This is a genomic window from Butyrivibrio sp. (genome assembly GCF_017433805.1).
Classification (GTDB): domain Bacteria; phylum Bacillota; class Clostridia; order Lachnospirales; family Lachnospiraceae; genus Butyrivibrio.
Window position 1 is genome coordinate 68806 of the sequence record NZ_JAFRGN010000008.1, and the last position, 17579, is coordinate 86384.

A 17579-nucleotide genomic window follows, 5' to 3' on the forward strand; every position below is an offset into this window, starting at 1 on the left:
CATCGGATCAGCCCAGCTTGTGCAGAACCAGCGTAATGCGCATTTCGCCGCCTGTAATCTCTGAGAATATTTCGCCACCCATTTTCTGTATGAGCTTTCTGGAAATATAAAGTCCGAGGCCGCTACCAGGCCTGCTGCCTACATTTGAGCCTCTATAGAAGCTCTCGAAGATGTGCTCAGCCTCATTTTCCGGAAGAGTGCAGCCACTGTTGGAAATAGTAATGAGTCTTGCATCTTCCTCATCGGCAAAAGACATCCTGATATAGCCGCCATCACCGTATTTAATGGCGTTTTCAAAGATGTTCTGCATAACTTCGATGAGTCTGTCCTTATCGCTACGAAGCAGAATATCAGAAAAGCTCTCAATAGTAAACTCTGTTCCAAGAGGCTTAAGTTTATCCTGATAGTACTCTTTTATGGGATTTATCGCCTCAGATAAATAGAACTCATCTTCTTTTACAGATAGATCAAGGAACTCATCGCCTGAAGATGAAATGATCCTCGCCACGTACTTCTCGATTTCCTCCGCGTTACTTTCTATCTTTTCCCCAACTTCATGGAGCTTGTCCTCATCCCTGTACAGGTTCTTTTTGATAGCCGCAGCGTAGAGCTTTATGGCAGAAATAGGCGTTTTCATGTCATGGGAGAGGGATAAAAGAAATACATTCTTCTCCTTCTGAAGCTCAAGATTCTTTTTCTTTTCCTCCTCAAGCTTTTCCCTCAGCATATCAAGGCCCCACAGAAACTGGCCAAAGTACTTGTTCTTTTCCTCAGAAAGCGGAATTGTGAGATTTCCCTTGGACAGCTGGGCAGGATAATCCGAGATCCTGGCAAATGTTCTGATGATTGTCATATAGATATATATTAGGAAAAGAGCTACAGCAGCAAACACCACGGCGATGACTGCAATTGATGCCCTGAAGAGATTGTTACGTTCTTTGGATAGGTCAATAGAATACTCAATGCGATAGAGGTTGCCGTTGATGTCGGATATATGGTAGTTCTGAGTGGTGTCGAAGAAGCCATTCCACGCGGCATCTGAATTATGACTGCCTTCTGAAAGTTCATCGGAATCTCCCTCAAAGCGATAAACTCCGGTTATGGTCTCATACCTGGAAATATCAGGGATATAGCCTTCCTCCCCAGCCTCCCTTATCTCATTCTCCACTCTGTTGATCTCTATCTTATACAGATTCAGGAAATTACTGCTGTTTGAGCGCACGTAAAGAAGCGCTCCTGCTGAAACCAGTAGCAGCAACGCCATTCCTGTTATGCACATTTTAAGGTAACTAAATTTTTTATTCGTACCTATACCCCTTTCCCCAGACGGTTATGATTTTCTTGGGATTTTTGGGATCATCCTCAAGCTTTTCACGAAGCCATCTGATATGGACTGTAAGTGTCTGAGCTTCTGACTCAGAATCAGAGCCCCAGATTGTGCTGAAAATATAATTCTTGAGAAGAGTCTGCCCCTTGTTTTCCATGAGGAGCTTAAGGAGTTCAAATTCTTTGGTTGTGGCATCCACAACTTCTCCATCCTTGAGAATCTGCTCATGAGCTATATCAAGGGTTATATTGTCATCTGACAGCTCATCTACAGCCAGGCGCCTCTTGAAGATGCCCTTTATCTTGGCTATTAGAATATCTATGTCGTAGGGCTTTTCTATATAGTCATCTGCGCCTGAAATAAGAGCCTGGAGCTTATCATCCTTGCCCAGCTTGGCACTTACCATGATAACCGGAGTGTTGGACTTCTCCCTTACCTTATCAAGGATTCTCATGCCACTGGCACCAGGGAGCATTATATCAAGCACAAGAAGCCTTGCACCGTACTTTTCATACAGTGCAAGGGCCTTGTCACCATCTCCAGCGCTGGAGACGGTGTAACCTTCGTTCCTGAGGAAGTCCACCAGAACTTCACGGAGTTCTGCGTTATCTTCTACAACTAAGATGTCTGTCATGTGTTGTCACCTTATCTACTACCTTCTGATATCCATGATATCCGGCATGTCAGCTTGAATTTCTTGCTGCATCCAATTACCAGCCCATCTCCATAAGCCAGTTGTTGAGCTTTCTCTCACGATCTCTGAGCTCGTCTGCGTTATTATACTTGCCGAGTTTGTACTCACCTTTGATGTTGCCATCCACAATGTACAGAACCCTTGAACACTTTGCCGCAACCTTGGCATCATGTGTAACCAGCATTACAGTTGTGCCTTCACTGTTTAGCTTGACCATCTCGCACATAACTTCATCAGAAGCTGTGCGGTTAAGAGCACCAGTTGGCTCATCTGCAAAGATCACCTTAGGGCTGTTGATCATGCTCCTGCAGATACATGCTCTCTGAAGCTGACCACCTGAAACCTCGTTGATATCATTGTCGGCAGTCTCTTCAATACCGAGCTTTTTCATAAGGGCTCTGCCTCTTTTCTCAGTCTCACCCATACTCTCATGGCGTCTTCCTGACTTAACTGCCGGCAATAATATATTATCGAGAATTGAGAGATTTTTCATCATATACATCTGCTGGAAGATAAAACCCATATCGTCGAGCCTTACATCAGCCATCTCGTTGTCGCTTAGGTCAGACAGCTCTTTTCCGCAAAAAGACACGCTTCCGGCGGTCATTCTGTCCATGCCTGACACGGTGTATAAAAGAGTTGATTTGCCTGATCCAGAAGGACCCATAATTGCTACCATCTCGCCCTCATCTATAGAAAAGTTTACGTTCCTAAGTACGTTGTTCTGCTTTTTATTTACAACATAAGTCTTGCAAAGATCTTTAACCTCAATTACCTTACTCATGATTTTCTCCTTATATTCCAAATTCTCTATATAACTACGTTTCTATCCGTTTACTCTATATTACCCATGGCGTCTGCCTTGATAGTCTTTGCATAAAGTGATGTTATAAAGGCCGCGCCTACTACAACTGCAGTGAGTATAAGCGGATACAAAAGAAATACTTCCGCGGGTACGATCTTGTAAGTAACACCGGACAGAGCTCCCATTACAGCAAATATCCTGTCACAGACCAGCTTGGTAAACGGGATAGTCATTACGGCAGTTATGAGAGTTGCCACTAGCATCAGTACTACAAATCTAAGGGTATGCTGCGCGCTTATGGACCTGCTCTTAAAGCCGATTGCTTTCATAAGAGCGATCTCACCAGTCTCCTTGCTGATAAAGGATCTCTCCATTAGAACTGTCACAAGAGCTGCGATAATAATTGAAATTATCAGCACCAGATTCTTGGCGTAGTTAAGTGTAGATGCTGAATTGGTGGATATGTCAACATAGCCGGCCTTATCATAGATTTTATCGGTCTTGAATATCTTTTTACATTTCTCAATTCTCTCAGCTATGACCTCGTCTGATGGATCGTCATCAAAGTCAATCTGGAAAGCATGGGCTGAGGAAGCATCATAATCCTTGAGAGGAACATCCTGATGGAGCCTTCCTATTTTTCCCATCTGGTTAAAAGAGGAAAATGTAGCAGTTATCAGATATTCTTTTTTCTCACCATTTATCTCGAGGGTGACCTTATCTCCAATTGACGCTCCAAGGTCATCCAGAAGGAGCTGTGTAAGCGCGATCTCGTTCTCGTAAATAGGTGCTGTGCCCTCGCTGTAGACATAGTCTGTGGTCTTGGTGTCCTTGCACTGCTGCATCATCACCTGAATCTTCTGGTCTCCAAACTCCACTGGAATGGTGTACATCAGCTCAACATGCACCTTTCCTGGCATACCATTTTCTCGAAGCTGCTCCTCAATATCATCAAGAATCCTGTTAAGGATATCCTCATCCTCGCTTCCCATGGTATCCATGATCTTCTCCGTGGATGCGTAAAAGACATCACTCTGTGTTGTACCCATGAGGAAAAGAAGTCTGTCACTCATGAGGGTATTAGCAGTATTCGCCAGCATTGTAATAAGTAGCAGACACACCGTGAAAGTTACCAGCATGCTCACGTACTGCTTGGGTTTACTGAGGACATCGTTGAGCGCCATAAAGATATTGCCGGGAAGCCATGTCTTAGAGAGCTTTAGCACTGACTTCTGAGTATATCTTTCACCTGTCTCGCCGCTTCTCACCGCATCAATTGGTGAGAGCTTTTTGATACTGCCTGTGCAGCCATAGCAGAAGGAAACGATTATTATAACAACAGCAATGGCGCTTACTATGCCTATCTGGACGTTGTTATCATTGCCTAGCACCATTCGCTCGCTGACACTCTTTAGGAGGAAGTTTCCAAAAGGAACACTCAGGAAATACCCTATTACAGCTCCTATGCAGGCGATGAAAAGATATTTGATAATGTAGAGACCTCGGATTGCCGCTGTTCTAAGGCCAACCGCCTTCATGACACCAATTTCCCTGAAGTCCTCTGTGAGTGTGAATTTGATAGTAAATGACAGCATTGCAAAAGAGATAAGAATGAGGCAGATGCTGACCACCATCAGAAGCCCTGCTGTGATCATATCAAGCATATAGGTCATCTTAAGTGTAGAAGCATCCAGTCCCAAAAGAGCTCCCTGCATATCAGAAAGTTCCTGTTTGAGTGATTTAAGATCATCTGTAAAAATGTAATATACGTTTCCTGTATGATACTGGTTGATCTCTTCGTCATCCAGATAAGCCTTCATATCGTCGTCATTCATGAGGATTCTCGGATTCCCCATAAATGGCGAGCCAAAGAGAGCATCCTTGATGTAGCCATCTATAATAAAATCCTTGGATACTCCTGCCATCTCGATACGGACTTTATCTCCAACATGTGTCTTGGTGTCATCAGCCAGAAGTCCGCCAAGATAAATATGGCCACTTGGGATTTCTTTTACCATCTCATCCTTCATATTGAAGTAATTAAGCTTGGCATCATCTACAGATGTGATCAGTCCGGGATTCTCAAAATCCACATACTTATCGCCATTCTGAGTAAGATTCTTGGAAGCCATGATGATGACACCTTCCTTCTTGTACTCAGTGATGGATGGTGCCTCTTCGATTGTCTGATCTGCAGGACTTACGCCGTCGCTGTTAAGAGTCAGCACTATATAATCTGACACCCCGGCCTTATCGCAGAAGTAATCGATTCCCCCATAAACCGAAACCATGTTGTTGACACTGCTTGATGCAAACATTGCTGACAAGATTACAAAAAGCAGCAGTACTGTATTCATGATCTTTTTTCGCTTGAGATCATTTCTTAGAATTCTGAAAAACATTTTGTGTCCTCTCCTTTTTTGATTGTGAGCTTATATCGGCTCTTGTCTAAGAACACACTTAATATATGACAGAAATTATTAATCAATCCTTAAATGCATATTTCTCAGTCAATTATACTTGATTCTGATAAAGTTTGTTCAGTGTTTTTAATAGGAAGATTTCTATACACACAATTTTCACCGACATTTCTCTTGACTTTTTGTTAGCCATGTGTAACAATACGCGTTAGTTTATGCTAACATTAAAAACATCGAGGAGATCATCATGAAAAAACAATTATTATCAGTACTTACAGCACTTGCATTAACAGTAGGCGTTACAGCCTGCGGCTCAGCTACAGAAGCTGACACAATAAATAATGAAACAAATATGGCAGAAAACGAGGTTGTTTCTGATTCTGGAGAAGCAACTAACGATGCCGACAGTTCTTTTCCTATGACAATCGAGCACGCCCTCGGAACTGCAGTTATAGAAGAGAAGCCAGAAAATGTAGTAGCCATCGCATGGGGTAACCCTGATGTGCCACTGGCTCTTGGAATTGTTCCTGCTGGAATTTCTGAAGCAAACTTTGGACCAAGAGATGATAACGGACTTCTTGCATGGACAGCCAAAGCCTTCGAGGATCTGGGCGTTACAGAGCCTAACGTTTTCGATGATACAGACGGATGGGACTACGAGGCAATCGCTGACTGCGAGCCAGATGTCATTCTTGCAGCTTACTCAGGACTTAGCCAGGAAGAATACGACAGACTTTCCGAGATAGCTCCAGTTGTTGCTTATCCAGGAGTTGCCTGGGCTACAACCTGGCAGGAGGAAACAGTAAATGACGCTGCTGCCCTTGGCCTTGAAGCAGAGGGAAGAGCGCTTGTGGATGAGACAGAGCAGCTCATTGCTGACAAGCTCAGTGCTTATCCTAACCTTAAGGGTAAAAAGGTTGCTTTCTTCTGGCTCAGCGAAGATGATCTTGGAACCTTCTATATTTATACAAATAATGATCCAAGAGCCGCATTCCTTGGAGACCTTGGACTTGTAACTCCAAAGAGCGTTATTAATCTTATCGAAGATAATGAAGCTTTCTATGTTACAGCAAGTGCAGAAAACGCTGATCTTCTCGATGATGTAGATATCATCATCACTTACGGCGAGGAATCACTTGTAACTGCTATGCAGAACGACGGCAGATTCTCTAAGATTCCTGCAGTTAACAATGGAGCTTTTGTTTTACTTGATTCAAATGAAGTACTTGCAGCAGCAAGCACACCAACAATTCTTTCTATACCTTATTGCATTGATGATTATTTGAAAGCGTTGAATGATGCAGCAGAAAAGATACAGTAAATCTAAGATTTTAATATTCCTCATTTTGGAAATTACCGTTGTGGCTATCGGCGTTCTGTGTTCAATAGCCTATGGTAGTAAGAGCATTCCGGTAAAAGATGTACTGGGATACCTTCTAAGCCTTGGCGACAGCGGCGATTCCTTTGAGGCTGCGGTTATATCTGCCAGAATACCAAGAACTGTCTTTGGTGTTCTGGCTGGTTCTGCGCTTGGAGTATCCGGTGCCCTGATGCAGGCAATCACAAGAAACCCTGTGGCTGACCCAAGCATCCTCGGAGTTAACACCGGTGCTTCACTGATGGTTGTAGTGGGAATTGCTTACCTTAATATTTCATCAGGCCTTGGGCTCATCGGGCTTTCTTTTATCGGGGCTATACTTACTGCCCTCTTTGTCTATGGAATAGCTTCCTTTGGATTTGGAGGTGCCAGTTCACTTAAGCTCGCTCTGTCAGGAGCCGCGGTGAGTACTGCACTTGGTTCACTGGTAAACACGATCATGCTTCCAGATTCTCAGGTCATGAAGGAGTTTCGTTTCTGGCAGGTTGGAAGCATCGGCGGAGCTACCTGGGATGACATAAGACTTGTAGTTCCATTTGTTCTTGTGGGTGTCGGTTTGTCTTTTGCCTTAGCATCTCCCTTAAATGCCATGGCACTTGGGGATGAAATGGCTATATCCCTTGGTGTTAAGGTAGGCGTTGTAAGGGCGTTCTCAGCCTTTGCAGGAGTTATGCTCTGCGCAGTAGTAACAGCAATCGCAGGCCCTGTGGGCTTTGTAGGACTAATGCTTCCTCATCTTGTAAGGCAGCTTCTTGATAACGACATGAGGCTTATTATTCCATTTTCTGCTATTGGCGGCGCAGGACTGCTGGTCATCTCAGATGTGATCGGAAGAGTCCTCGGACGTCCATCAGAACTGGAAGTTGGAATCATTACAGCGATTCTTGGTGCACCAATCTTTATCTGGATTGTGTGTGGAAATCAAGGGCGAAGGGGATGTGAGCAACGAAAAATAACTATAAATGGATTTGAAATTAAACTGACACATACAAATAGATATAAAAGACATGATAAACAATGAAATAAAAATCAAAAATATCTATAGAAGATCATATTACCATAACCTTGCCTGCGCGGGAGTGATGCTACTTATCGTAGCTATACTTGGGGTCTTTATGATGACTCTAGGTAATACCAACTACTCTCTTTCCGAAGTTATAAAGGTTCTCAGCGGTCAGGGTGCTTCCAAAGCAGTCTATGCAATTAAGACCATAAGGCTTCCCAAACTCATTGTTGGTGGTCTTGCCGGTTTTTCTTTTGGTATTGCTGGTTTTACCTTTCAGAGCTTACTGCGAAATCCTTTGGCTAGTCCTGACATTATCGGTGTCACTTCTGGATCCTCTGCAGCAGCGGTTTTCTGTATATTGATCCTTGGTGTAAGCGGACCTATAGCATCAGTATTTTCCGTGGTTGCAGGTCTTTTGATAACACTTTTCATATTCGCGTTATCCGGTAAGGGACAGGCCTTCGGAACGAAGATGATTCTCATCGGCATAGGAATGCAGGCTGCTTTAAATGCACTGATTTCCTGGATGCTGCTGGTTGGCTCTGAATATGATGTTGGAACAGCACTCAGATGGCTCAGAGGAAGTCTTAATTCTGTAACAAGTGCAGATATTCCTGCAGTTGTGATTACTACTGTTTTGTGCGGAGGTCTGCTCCTTGTGTGCAATAGGTACCTCAGGATAATGCAGCTTGGAGATGAATATGCCACCACGCTTGGAGCACCTCTCACACTTGTAAGAATCTGCTGCATGGTGTGTGCTCTTTTCCTATCTGCTGTAGCTACTGCGGCCACTGGGCCTATCGCATCTATCGCATTCCTGTCAGGCCCTATCGCTACCAAGATTACTCGAAACGGCCGAAATGCCATGCTTATTTCAGGGCTGGTTGGAACAATTCTCGTTTACGCTGCTGAGCTTGCAGCCAAGAACCTTTTTGCTACCAAATATCCTGTAGGAGTTGTCACAGGAATCCTTGGAGCACCATATTTACTGTTTCTATTACTTCGCCTTAACAAGAAGGGAGACAAGATCTGATGAACTTTACTGGTAAGAATATATCTGTAGGATACGAAGATAAGACCATTATTAAAGACCTTGATATCACTATCCCCGAGGGAAAATTTAGTGTCATCATAGGTCCAAATGGCTGCGGAAAATCCACTCTTTTAAAGAGCTTTTCAAGATTATTAAAGCCTCAGAAAGGCGACGTTCTTCTCGATGGCAAATCCATATATGAGATTCCTACTCTGTGTCTGGCTAGGCAGATAGGTCTTTTACCACAATCTCCGCTTGTTCCAGGCGGAATCACTGTTGCGGATCTGGTTGCAAGGGGAAGATTCCCATATCAGAACTTCCTGGGACAGCTCTCCAAAGCAGATTACAAGGCTATTTCTGATGCCATGGAAGCTATGGGTATCATGGACCTGGCAGATAAGCCTGTGGACTCACTTTCAGGTGGTCAGAGGCAGAGAGTATGGATAGCTCTTGTTCTTGCGCAGGATACGGATATTCTGCTGTTGGATGAGCCTACAACTTATCTTGATATTGCTTATCAGGTGGAAATTTTGGACTGTCTTGAGAAACTCAATAGAATTAAGAAAACAACGATTGTTGCGATACTTCACGACATCAATCTGTCTATCAGATACGCAGATCACATTTTTGCCATGAAGGGCGGACAGCTCATAGCTGAAGGCGCACCTTCTGAAGTTATTACAACTGACCTTATGCGTGAGATCTACGGTCTTGAGTGCTCTATCATCACTGATCCTGAGACTATGGACCCTTATGTGATCCCAAGGAGCAGCGCTCTTAAGCTAGCGTGCTGAGATAGATAAATATAACACTATGAACACTGCATTGTGATATTTGTTGTAATTATATGAATAAAGCTGACTTGCCACTGTGATGGTCGCAAGCCAGCTTTTCTTTTACCATATTATTGTGTGATCAAGCCTTCTCAGGTTCTGGATAGTCAACACCGAAAGTCTCAACTGTAACTGTCTTCATAACCTGGTTAGTTACTGGACGATCGTTCCAGTCTGTATCAACCTCAGCGATCTTGTTAACTACTTCCATGCCCTCTGTAACCTTACCAAATGCAGCGTAGTCGCCATCGAGGTGAGGTGCCTTCTTGTGCATGATGAAGAACTGTGAACCTGCTGAATCAGGCATCATTGATCTAGCCATTGAGAGAATGCCCTCTGTGTGCTTGAGATCATTCTTGAAGCCGTTTGATGAGAACTCGCCCTTGATATCATAGCCTGGGCCGCCCATTCCTGTTCCCTCTGGATCTCCGCCCTGGAGCATGAAGCCCTTGATTACTCTGTGGAAGATAAGACCGTCATAGAACTTCTTATTGATAAGTGAAATGAAGTTGTTAACTGTGTTAGGAGCAATCTCAGGATAAAGCTCAGCCTTGATAACATCTCCATTTTCCATTGTAATTGTAACTACTGGATTCTGTGCCATTTATGTGCCTCCTTGAATTATTGACTGCTATGCTGATCAGCTTGATATTGATGTTCATAATAAGCTGCGCCTTTGCATAGCGTCATGACTTACGACTTGCTTATTATAGCATATATGGGTATGCTTGTGGTTAATGAGTGTGATTGCACTGGGCTGAGGTGGGATGTACTGAGTTTTGCTGTATTGCGGTGGGATGTACTGAGTTTTGCTGTACTGCGGTGGGATGTACTGAGTTTTGCTGTACTGCTCACTATATACAGCGCGAACTCCTGGTTTTGCATCTATTTTTACTATATAGCCATAATAGATGCACTTTTTTGGGACAATATTGATAGTAAGTGCATCTATTTGCAGAGAATATCAATTCCCGATGCAATACATGGGCATTTTGGAAAAGAAATTGCATCTATAATCCAAAATTTCCATTTTTTGATGCACATGATAAAAAGAATCTTCGAAATGGGCATCTATTATTGGCAAATCACTTAAGATAGATGCAAATCAGAAAAATCCCAGAAGTAATAGCAGGATATGCCCAGAGGAAAATACTATGAAACAAGTAAAATGGTACAACTACATAGAGGTCGCTGCGATAAGCATTATCGCTACCATTGCGCTTACTTTCCTGTTTGGTGCTCTTGGACTTACTGATAACCAGGCTTATTCCGAGATAGCGCAGAGACAATTCTTTGGACATGATTCTATCGCAGAGACTATAGAGCTTTACTGCATTGTTTCTCCTGTGGTTGAGGAATTGATCTTTAGATTTGGAATATTCAATCTGATGCTGCTGATTATCAGGAGATTGGGATTGTCAAAAGATATACCGGCAGCTGCAACAGTAAGAGAATGCGATAGTTCTTTTGATAAAGAGGTGCATATATGCGTCTGGCTTACTGCCCTTCTCTTTGGCATCTATCATATGAATCTGGTTCAAGGTCTATACGCGTTCCTCATGGGACTTATCATCACCTACAGCTACGCTGTTTACCGCAGATTCTCAATCCCAGTTGTAGCACATATCTGCGCTAATGCTACTGCGCTGGTAATTACATATTTAGCCTGATCACTATCTCATAAGGATTACGACTTCTACAGCAGATACTTCTTAATCTTTTACCACATAGCAAGAGAGCCGATGCAGTATACACTGCACCGGCTCCCTTTTTATGTTTTGCAACAAAAGGATGGATAAACTAATTAGTTGAGTTCGTACTCGAAGCTATCACCAACCTGACCAACACCGATTGAACCAAATTCGATGCTCTGGCCGTTTGCAATATTAGAATTCCAGTTAACTGGTGTAACAACGTAGTAGTCGCCGTCTTCCTTAACATTGACATTCCAGCTTGAATCAAGATTAACCTGATTCTTGTTGAGCTTAAGTGTCCATGTGCTTACTGCGCTACCTGTGTTGTTTGTGATCTTGTAGCTTACCTGATAGCCTGATCCCCAGCTGTTGATTGAGTATGTAAGTTCAAGTCCTGTTGTTACTACAGGTGTAGGCTCTGGAGTCTCCTGGCCACCCTGACCCTGGCTAGGATCTTCCTGGCTGCCCTGACCCTGATTAGGATCTTCCTGCTGACCGCCCTGAGACTGTTCATCAACCTTCTCGAACTGCCACTGCTGGTTAAGTCCTCCATTGTATGACCACTGTACTACGTTTGTACCATCGTCTGTCTTCTTCTCGTAGCAATCAAGGTACTTAGTAGCATTTGAAGCCTTTGTTCCGATTGTGTAGTAACCGGAGTTAGATGTGTTCTTAACGATGAACTGCTGAGCTGTTCCGCCATAACCCTGATATGTACCAACGTTAGCGCCATCAACATCTTCGCCGTTAGCTACATCCATCATGATGCTGCCAAGTTTGCTTGTAAGAGTGATATAGCCGTCAGATACGTTTGTTACATACCACTTCTGACCATCAACTCCTGAACCTGTGCTAAGGATTACGCTGTTCCAGCCATCAGCCTTGTTGCCCTCAACTGTGAGGTACTTCTGAGACTGAACTCCCTTGATGTAATACCAGCCATCTTCGATGCGTGCTGTTGAGTTCTCGTTAACAGGTGTTGTCTGCTCTGAGCCACCCTGGCTTCCACCCTGTGATCCGCCCTGCTCTCCTGAAGGATCTGGCTTGATCTCTGGTGTGCTTGATCCGCCGCCTGCTGTAGGCTGTCCGAATACATCTGTATAAGCCTGGATAACCTTTGTGTATGACTGCTTAGGTGATCCTGGTCTTGAGAACAGAAGTGGAGCTGAATTGTTGATCCATGTTGTCTGATCTGAAAGTCCCCACCATGTAATACTTGTGATATTACCACCACTCTTCTTAAGGTTGTTGATATTCTTGAAGAGGTTGTAAGCATAGTTAGCCATGTTTGAATCGCCGCTGTTTGTGATATCAAGCTCAGTAATCTGAACTTCAAATCCAGCATTGAGGAATGACTTAAGTGCTGTTGTGTAATAATCAACTGAAGGATAGTTTGTTCCAAGGTGAGACTGCATACCAACGCCTGCGCAAACTTTTTTACCCTGGTTGATGTAGTTAACAAGTGTGATTACATCGTTAACTTCCATGTATGTGTTGTAATCGTTGTAGAAAAGCTTAACTGAATCTGTGAGCTTGAAGTACTCAAGTGTCTCATAAGCGTAGTTAAATGCCTTCTTAACATAAGTAGCGTTCTTCTTGTTGCTGCCGTAAACTGATTCCCAGCCAGATTTCTGAGCGTGGAGAATCTCGTTAGCAACATCCCATGCATAAACAACGCTGCCGTACTGGCTGTTGTATACGTGGTTCATTACTGTCTTGACATACATTTCAAGACGCTTATCCATTGTAGAAGAATTTACAAATCCGCCGTTTCCTGAATAGCCGTTTCTAAAGAACCAGCCAGGAGTCTGTGAGTGCCATACAAGTGTATGAGCTCTCATCTTGAGACCATTCTGGTAGCAGATCTGCATTACAGAATCAACAGTACTGAAGTTGATCTGAGGAACATACTGCTCGTTATATCCATCAGGGATATAGTAGCCTCTGTTTCTAGCTTCAGAAACAGAAATAAGTCTTGCTGAGCTTCCAAGAAGAGCATCTGGCTTCATCTCGTTCTCAAGAGTGATGCTGTTGTAGTGAGTCTTAAGGAACGCAAGCTGACTAGCATCTCTGAGCTGATAAAGGTTGATACATGTTCCTGAATAGCCATACTTAGCGCCATATGTGTTGAGAAGGTTAGCTTCTACAACCTGGCCCTGTGATGATCCGCCCTGTGATGAGCCTGAACCTGAAGATGAACCACCCTGGTTGCCGCCCTGGTTACCTGTGTTGCCCTGTGAAGAGCCAGATCCGTTATCCCATGTGAGGTAATCAAGATATGCATCCCATGTTCCATCATCAGAAGTAATTGTAAGTTCTACTGTCTGTACGCCTGTTCCGTGCTTAACATTTTCAATTGTGTACTCTGCTGGGTACTCATCGCCATAGTAGAATGTTCCCTTGGTCTCTCCACCAATCTTGAGAACAACCTTAGCCATGTTGCTGTTATTAGAGCATCCACGGAGAGTTACATTGTGTGTGTCATATGCGAAGTACTGATCAAAGCTTACAGTATCGTTGTTAGCATAAAGAGCTACACCAGTGAATGGGCTTGAGATGTTACCTGTGTACTGACCACTCTTTGTCATGGTCTCGCACTCTACTCTGTTATCACTTGCTGTCTGACCGCCCTGGTTACCTGTATTGCCCTGCTCGTTGCCGCCCTGGTTTCCACCCTGGTTGCCACCCTGGTTGCCGCCAGCGGTCTCGCCTGGAGCTGCTGCCTGCCAGTAATCAAACTCGAAGTTACCATTGAATACGAATACGATGTTCTTGACACCAGATACGTTCTTCATTTCACCTGTGAAGTTTGCGTTACTGCCGTTTGTGTTAGAAAGGTTGATTGTTCCAAGAAGGTTACCACTTGGGCTGTTCTCTCTAACCTGAATTGTACCTGAACCTCTGCTGTTAACATTAACTGTGATTGATCCAAGACCCTTAGAGAAGTTAACTCCCTTAACCTTTGTGTAATCACCATTTGAAATGTTGTTAACCCAAGCTACGCCGTCGCCGTTACCAGCTACACCGATTCCGCTCTGAGTGAACATTGTCTCAGCCTGAACAGCATCATAAGGATTAACATATGAAAGCTGTGAAACACCTGAAAGTGTAGGTGTAAGTGCGCTGATCTTGCCGCCTGATACATTGATCTTATCAATATGAGTTGTTCTGTAGCCAAGGCTCTTTCCTATAACCTTAGACTCTACAGTTCTTGTATGATAAGCCATGTAATAGCTGCCCTTGAACTCGAAGATCATGTGGTGGTTGTTACCAGTTGAACCAGAGAAGAAATCTCCAGGGTTTCTCATGATCTCGCCCTGATATGTGAAAGGTCCCATAGGGCTTGAGCTTGTCATGTACTCAATTGCTGCGTTGTGTAATCCGCTTCCACTGGTGTTCCAGTTAGAGCAATATGAGTAATAGTATGTATTTCCAATCTTATTGATGCCTGAATCCTCAAAAAGATAAGGAGCATCAATTGTTACAGCAGAGCCAGAAACAGAAGTCATGTTGCTTCCGAGCTTGATAACTCTTGCTGTCTTTGGATGTGCGTTCTGTCCACTAGGAACTCCGCCACCAAAGTAAAGATATCCAGTTCCATCTGAATCAACAAGTACAGCTGGATCAAACATCCATACTACACCGCTTGCGCCAGGTGTTCTTCCGTTAACAAGTGCCTTACCAATAGGATCTGACCAAGGTCCTGTTGGTGAATCTGCTGTCAGTACGCCGATACCACCGCCACTGTTAGCAAAATAAAGGAAGAACTTATCCTTGCCATTGATTTTCTTGGTTGCAAGACATGGTGCCCATGAATTGGTTGCCCACTTTGCAGCTCCGCTGCTTCCTGCAATCTTGAAACTGCCATGGTCTGTCCAGTTGACCATATCCTTAGATGAATAGCAGTTCAAAGTGTTGATCTTAGCATAAGTGTTCTCGTTGTTGCCTGCATACTCCTGGGTATCGTTTGTTGTGTAAACATACACTGTATCGTTATACACCAATACTCCCGGGTCTGCTCCATAGTTCTGTGTTACAAGCGGGTTGTTCTCGTTATCGCCTTTGACATAACTGCCATTGGAAACGCTTGCCGCCTGTACGTCCACACTGTTACCGATTACCGCTCCCCCAAACAGCATCAAACAGAGTGCTAACGCTAAACGTTTTTTCATACTTGACCCCTTTCCATATTCAATTTTTCGCTCGAGCACCATCATTTTAACAATTATGTTACGGCTACACTTCCCATAAATTGCGGCTTCTTTGACATTTATTGCGGAATTTGTAACATTTTTCGTAATATTTCCGTAGTTTCCAAAAATTAAGACAAATATCTGTATATTATCTACAATTTCAAATGGAGTTTCCGGTATTTTTTATGGCATTATTTCCTTGATCTGTTTCTTTTCCTGCGTCTTTGACGAGTACTTTTTCTACTTCTTATATCTCTTTTTTATTGGGGGACTTTTTCTATTTCTTTGTCTTCTTATTATTGGGTTCTTTTTGAGGCCTATTAGCCGCAATAGCCCCAAAATAAAAAATGCGGCTAAGCATTCAATTTTTTTCCATTGAAAGCATTAGCCGCATTATATCTAATTCACAATATTCGTATGATCCAAAGCACTAGCATTATTCCCACTCCATGCCTTTTTCAAGAGCCAAAGCCCTTGCTTCTTCCAGTGGAAGTGGTTTGCCAAAGTAGTACCCTTGGGCTCTTTCACAGCCGATTTTGTCCAGGAACTCAACCTGCTCCTTAGTTTCAACACCCTCGCAAAGGGGAACAACACCCATGGCCCTTGCGCCATCCATGATATAGGTCATGAGTCTGGCTGTCTTGGTGTTTCTTTCAAAGCTTCTCATGAAGACCATATCAAGCTTTAAGACATCGAAATTGTACTCTGCCACTGTGTTAAGCGAAGAATAGCCCGAGCCAAAGTCATCGATCCAGATGCTGTAGCCCATCTCTCTCATTCTGTCGCACTCGCTCTTGATAAAGCCGCCGTTCTGATCAAGAGCACTCTCTGTAATCTCGATATCCAGCATATTCCTTGGCATACCATATTCTTCTCTGGTCTTTTCAATGATTCCGAAGATATCGCATAGCTCAAAGTCAAGCCTTGAGATGTTGATGGAAACAGGCACAATCTCCTGTCCTGCCGAGGTAATAGCTACGTAGTCCTCACAAACCCTTTTAACAATATAAGTATCTACAAGGTGAATCAGGTGATACTGCTCCAAAGTGCTGATGAAATCTGCAGGTGACAGCATTCCAATCTTGGGATCGATCCATCTGACCAGAGCTTCGTAGCCACAGATTTTGCCAGTCTTAACTCTGATAACAGGCTGGTAAAAAACCTTAATATAGCCATTCTCTACAGCCTCATCGATATGATCAATGACATACTGCTGTCTTCTCATGGTCTCACGCAGCATATCATCGTAAACGCAAAAGTTTACATCATGCCTGCCCTTAATGCTGTTGCAGGCAAGACGCGCATGATCACAGGCAAGTCCCAGTTCTGACCTCCTGTCATCCATATAGTAGATACCGGCCTTGAGCCTTACTTTCTTATTAACAACATCAGCAAGGAGCATCTTTTTGTAGACGCTCTCGACCTTGGCTACTACGCTGCCTCTGTTGCCGGTTGTACATACAACAAAGTGGTCATCTGAAAATCTGGATACGTAAGCTCCCTGGAATATGTCCTTTATAGTCTTACCAAGGTCGCATAAGAGCTCATCTCCAAGGCTAAAGCCATGTCTTTCGTTAATAAGTTTGAAGTTAGGGATGTCAAAGTGGATAAAAGAAATCTCTTCTCTCCAACTGGCTGGTGACATCAGGTACCCCTGCACTCTCTGATAAAAAGAGGACATATTGAGAAGTCCCGTCAACGGGTCAGTCTCCTGAAGGCCTGACAGTATCTGGGCCTCCGCAGCCGAATTACGATTCTTGTTGTAGAATTCGTTCTGATCCACATCGACAATAAATACAAAGTAATAGGATTTGCCACTTACGCTGTGAAGGAGATGTCCAAAATCCTCCACATACCTCTCTTCACCCTGTTTGGTCTTTATCCTGTAACGAACATAGTCATGTCTCTTATTGTCATATATTGTCTGAGCCTGAATTTCGTTCTCTATCTTGTCATAATCGTCAGGATGAACCATTCCCCTAAAGCTGGACTGGGTGTGTTCAAGGAATTCCTCCATGCTATCGCAGCCATATAATTCGATAACATTCGGGCCTGCGAACACTATCCTTTCACTGCCTCCAGCCTCATAGATAAAGAAGCCTCCTGGAAGTCCTTTGGGAATCTGTCCATTATGCTCCGTGCTAAATAACTGATCATCCATGTATCCGTATCCTTTCGTCAAAAAACGATTTATCA

General features: G+C 43.6%; 12 protein-coding genes. 5 read left to right on the forward strand and 7 right to left on the reverse strand.

Translation table 11 applies throughout. From position 1 onward, the window contains the following. Nucleotides 1-7: 7 nt before the first annotated feature. The 4 genes from IJI01_RS01955 to IJI01_RS01970 form a co-directional block, all read right to left on the reverse strand. A complete protein-coding gene (locus IJI01_RS01955) occupies nt 8-1264 on the reverse strand; it encodes a sensor histidine kinase (protein WP_292185060.1) in 1257 nt (418 codons plus the stop codon). A 34-nt stretch (nt 1265-1298) separates the two neighbouring features. Beyond that, nucleotides 1299-1961 (reverse strand): response regulator transcription factor, encoded by a 663-nt coding sequence (locus IJI01_RS01960; protein WP_292185063.1) that lies wholly within the window; start codon nt 1959-1961, stop codon nt 1299-1301. A 76-nt stretch (nt 1962-2037) separates the two neighbouring features. Next, on the reverse strand, nt 2038-2805 hold the full coding sequence (locus IJI01_RS01965) for an ABC transporter ATP-binding protein (RefSeq protein ID WP_292185066.1): 768 nt from the start codon (nt 2803-2805) through the stop codon (nt 2038-2040). 50 nt (nt 2806-2855) lie between these two features. Further along, nucleotides 2856-5228 carry an ABC transporter permease gene (locus IJI01_RS01970; protein ID WP_292185069.1) on the reverse strand — a complete coding sequence of 791 codons (2373 nt, stop codon included), beginning with the start codon at nt 5226-5228 and terminating at the stop codon, nt 2856-2858. A 265-nt stretch (nt 5229-5493) separates the two neighbouring features. Here IJI01_RS01970 and IJI01_RS01975 point away from each other — a divergent pair, with 265 nt between their 5' ends. The 4 genes from IJI01_RS01975 to IJI01_RS01990 are packed head-to-tail and all read left to right on the forward strand — an operon-like array spanning nt 5494 to nt 9457. Then, nucleotides 5494-6567: an ABC transporter substrate-binding protein gene (locus IJI01_RS01975; RefSeq protein WP_292185075.1), complete on the forward strand. Its 1074-nt coding sequence runs from the start codon at nt 5494-5496 to the stop codon at nt 6565-6567. After that, nucleotides 6542-7645 carry a FecCD family ABC transporter permease gene (locus IJI01_RS01980; protein WP_330623003.1) on the forward strand — a complete coding sequence of 368 codons (1104 nt, stop codon included), beginning with the start codon at nt 6542-6544 and terminating at the stop codon, nt 7643-7645. The genes IJI01_RS01975 and IJI01_RS01980 overlap by 26 nt, the downstream gene beginning before the upstream one ends. Then, a complete protein-coding gene (locus IJI01_RS01985; protein WP_292185078.1) occupies nt 7632-8663 on the forward strand; it encodes a FecCD family ABC transporter permease in 1032 nt (343 codons plus the stop codon). The genes IJI01_RS01980 and IJI01_RS01985 overlap by 14 nt, the downstream gene beginning before the upstream one ends. Then, nucleotides 8663-9457 (forward strand): ABC transporter ATP-binding protein, encoded by a 795-nt coding sequence (locus IJI01_RS01990; protein ID WP_292185081.1) that lies wholly within the window; start codon nt 8663-8665, stop codon nt 9455-9457. The genes IJI01_RS01985 and IJI01_RS01990 overlap by 1 nt, the downstream gene beginning before the upstream one ends. Nucleotides 9458-9578: 121 nt before the next feature. Here IJI01_RS01990 and IJI01_RS01995 read toward each other — a convergent pair whose 3' ends face one another. Continuing rightward, complete coding sequence (locus IJI01_RS01995; protein WP_292185084.1) at nt 9579-10100, reverse strand: peptidylprolyl isomerase; 522 nt, start codon at nt 10098-10100, stop codon at nt 9579-9581. A 550-nt stretch (nt 10101-10650) separates the two neighbouring features. On the opposite strand from IJI01_RS01995, the gene IJI01_RS02000 reads away from it, so the two are divergent. Next, entirely contained in the window at nt 10651-11166 is a 516-nt protein-coding gene (locus IJI01_RS02000; protein ID WP_292185087.1) for a CPBP family intramembrane glutamic endopeptidase, read from the forward strand. Between the two features lie 134 nt (nt 11167-11300). On the opposite strand, the gene IJI01_RS02005 is transcribed toward IJI01_RS02000, so the two are convergent. Both IJI01_RS02005 and IJI01_RS02010 read right to left on the reverse strand, forming a co-directional pair. Continuing rightward, nucleotides 11301-15362, reverse strand: coding sequence for an endo-1,4-beta-xylanase (locus IJI01_RS02005; RefSeq protein ID WP_292185089.1), 4062 nt, complete (start codon nt 15360-15362; stop codon nt 11301-11303). A gap of 457 nt (nt 15363-15819) precedes the next feature. Continuing rightward, complete coding sequence (locus tag IJI01_RS02010; RefSeq protein ID WP_292185091.1) at nt 15820-17544, reverse strand: EAL domain-containing protein; 1725 nt, start codon at nt 17542-17544, stop codon at nt 15820-15822. Nucleotides 17545-17579: the final 35 nt, after the last annotated feature.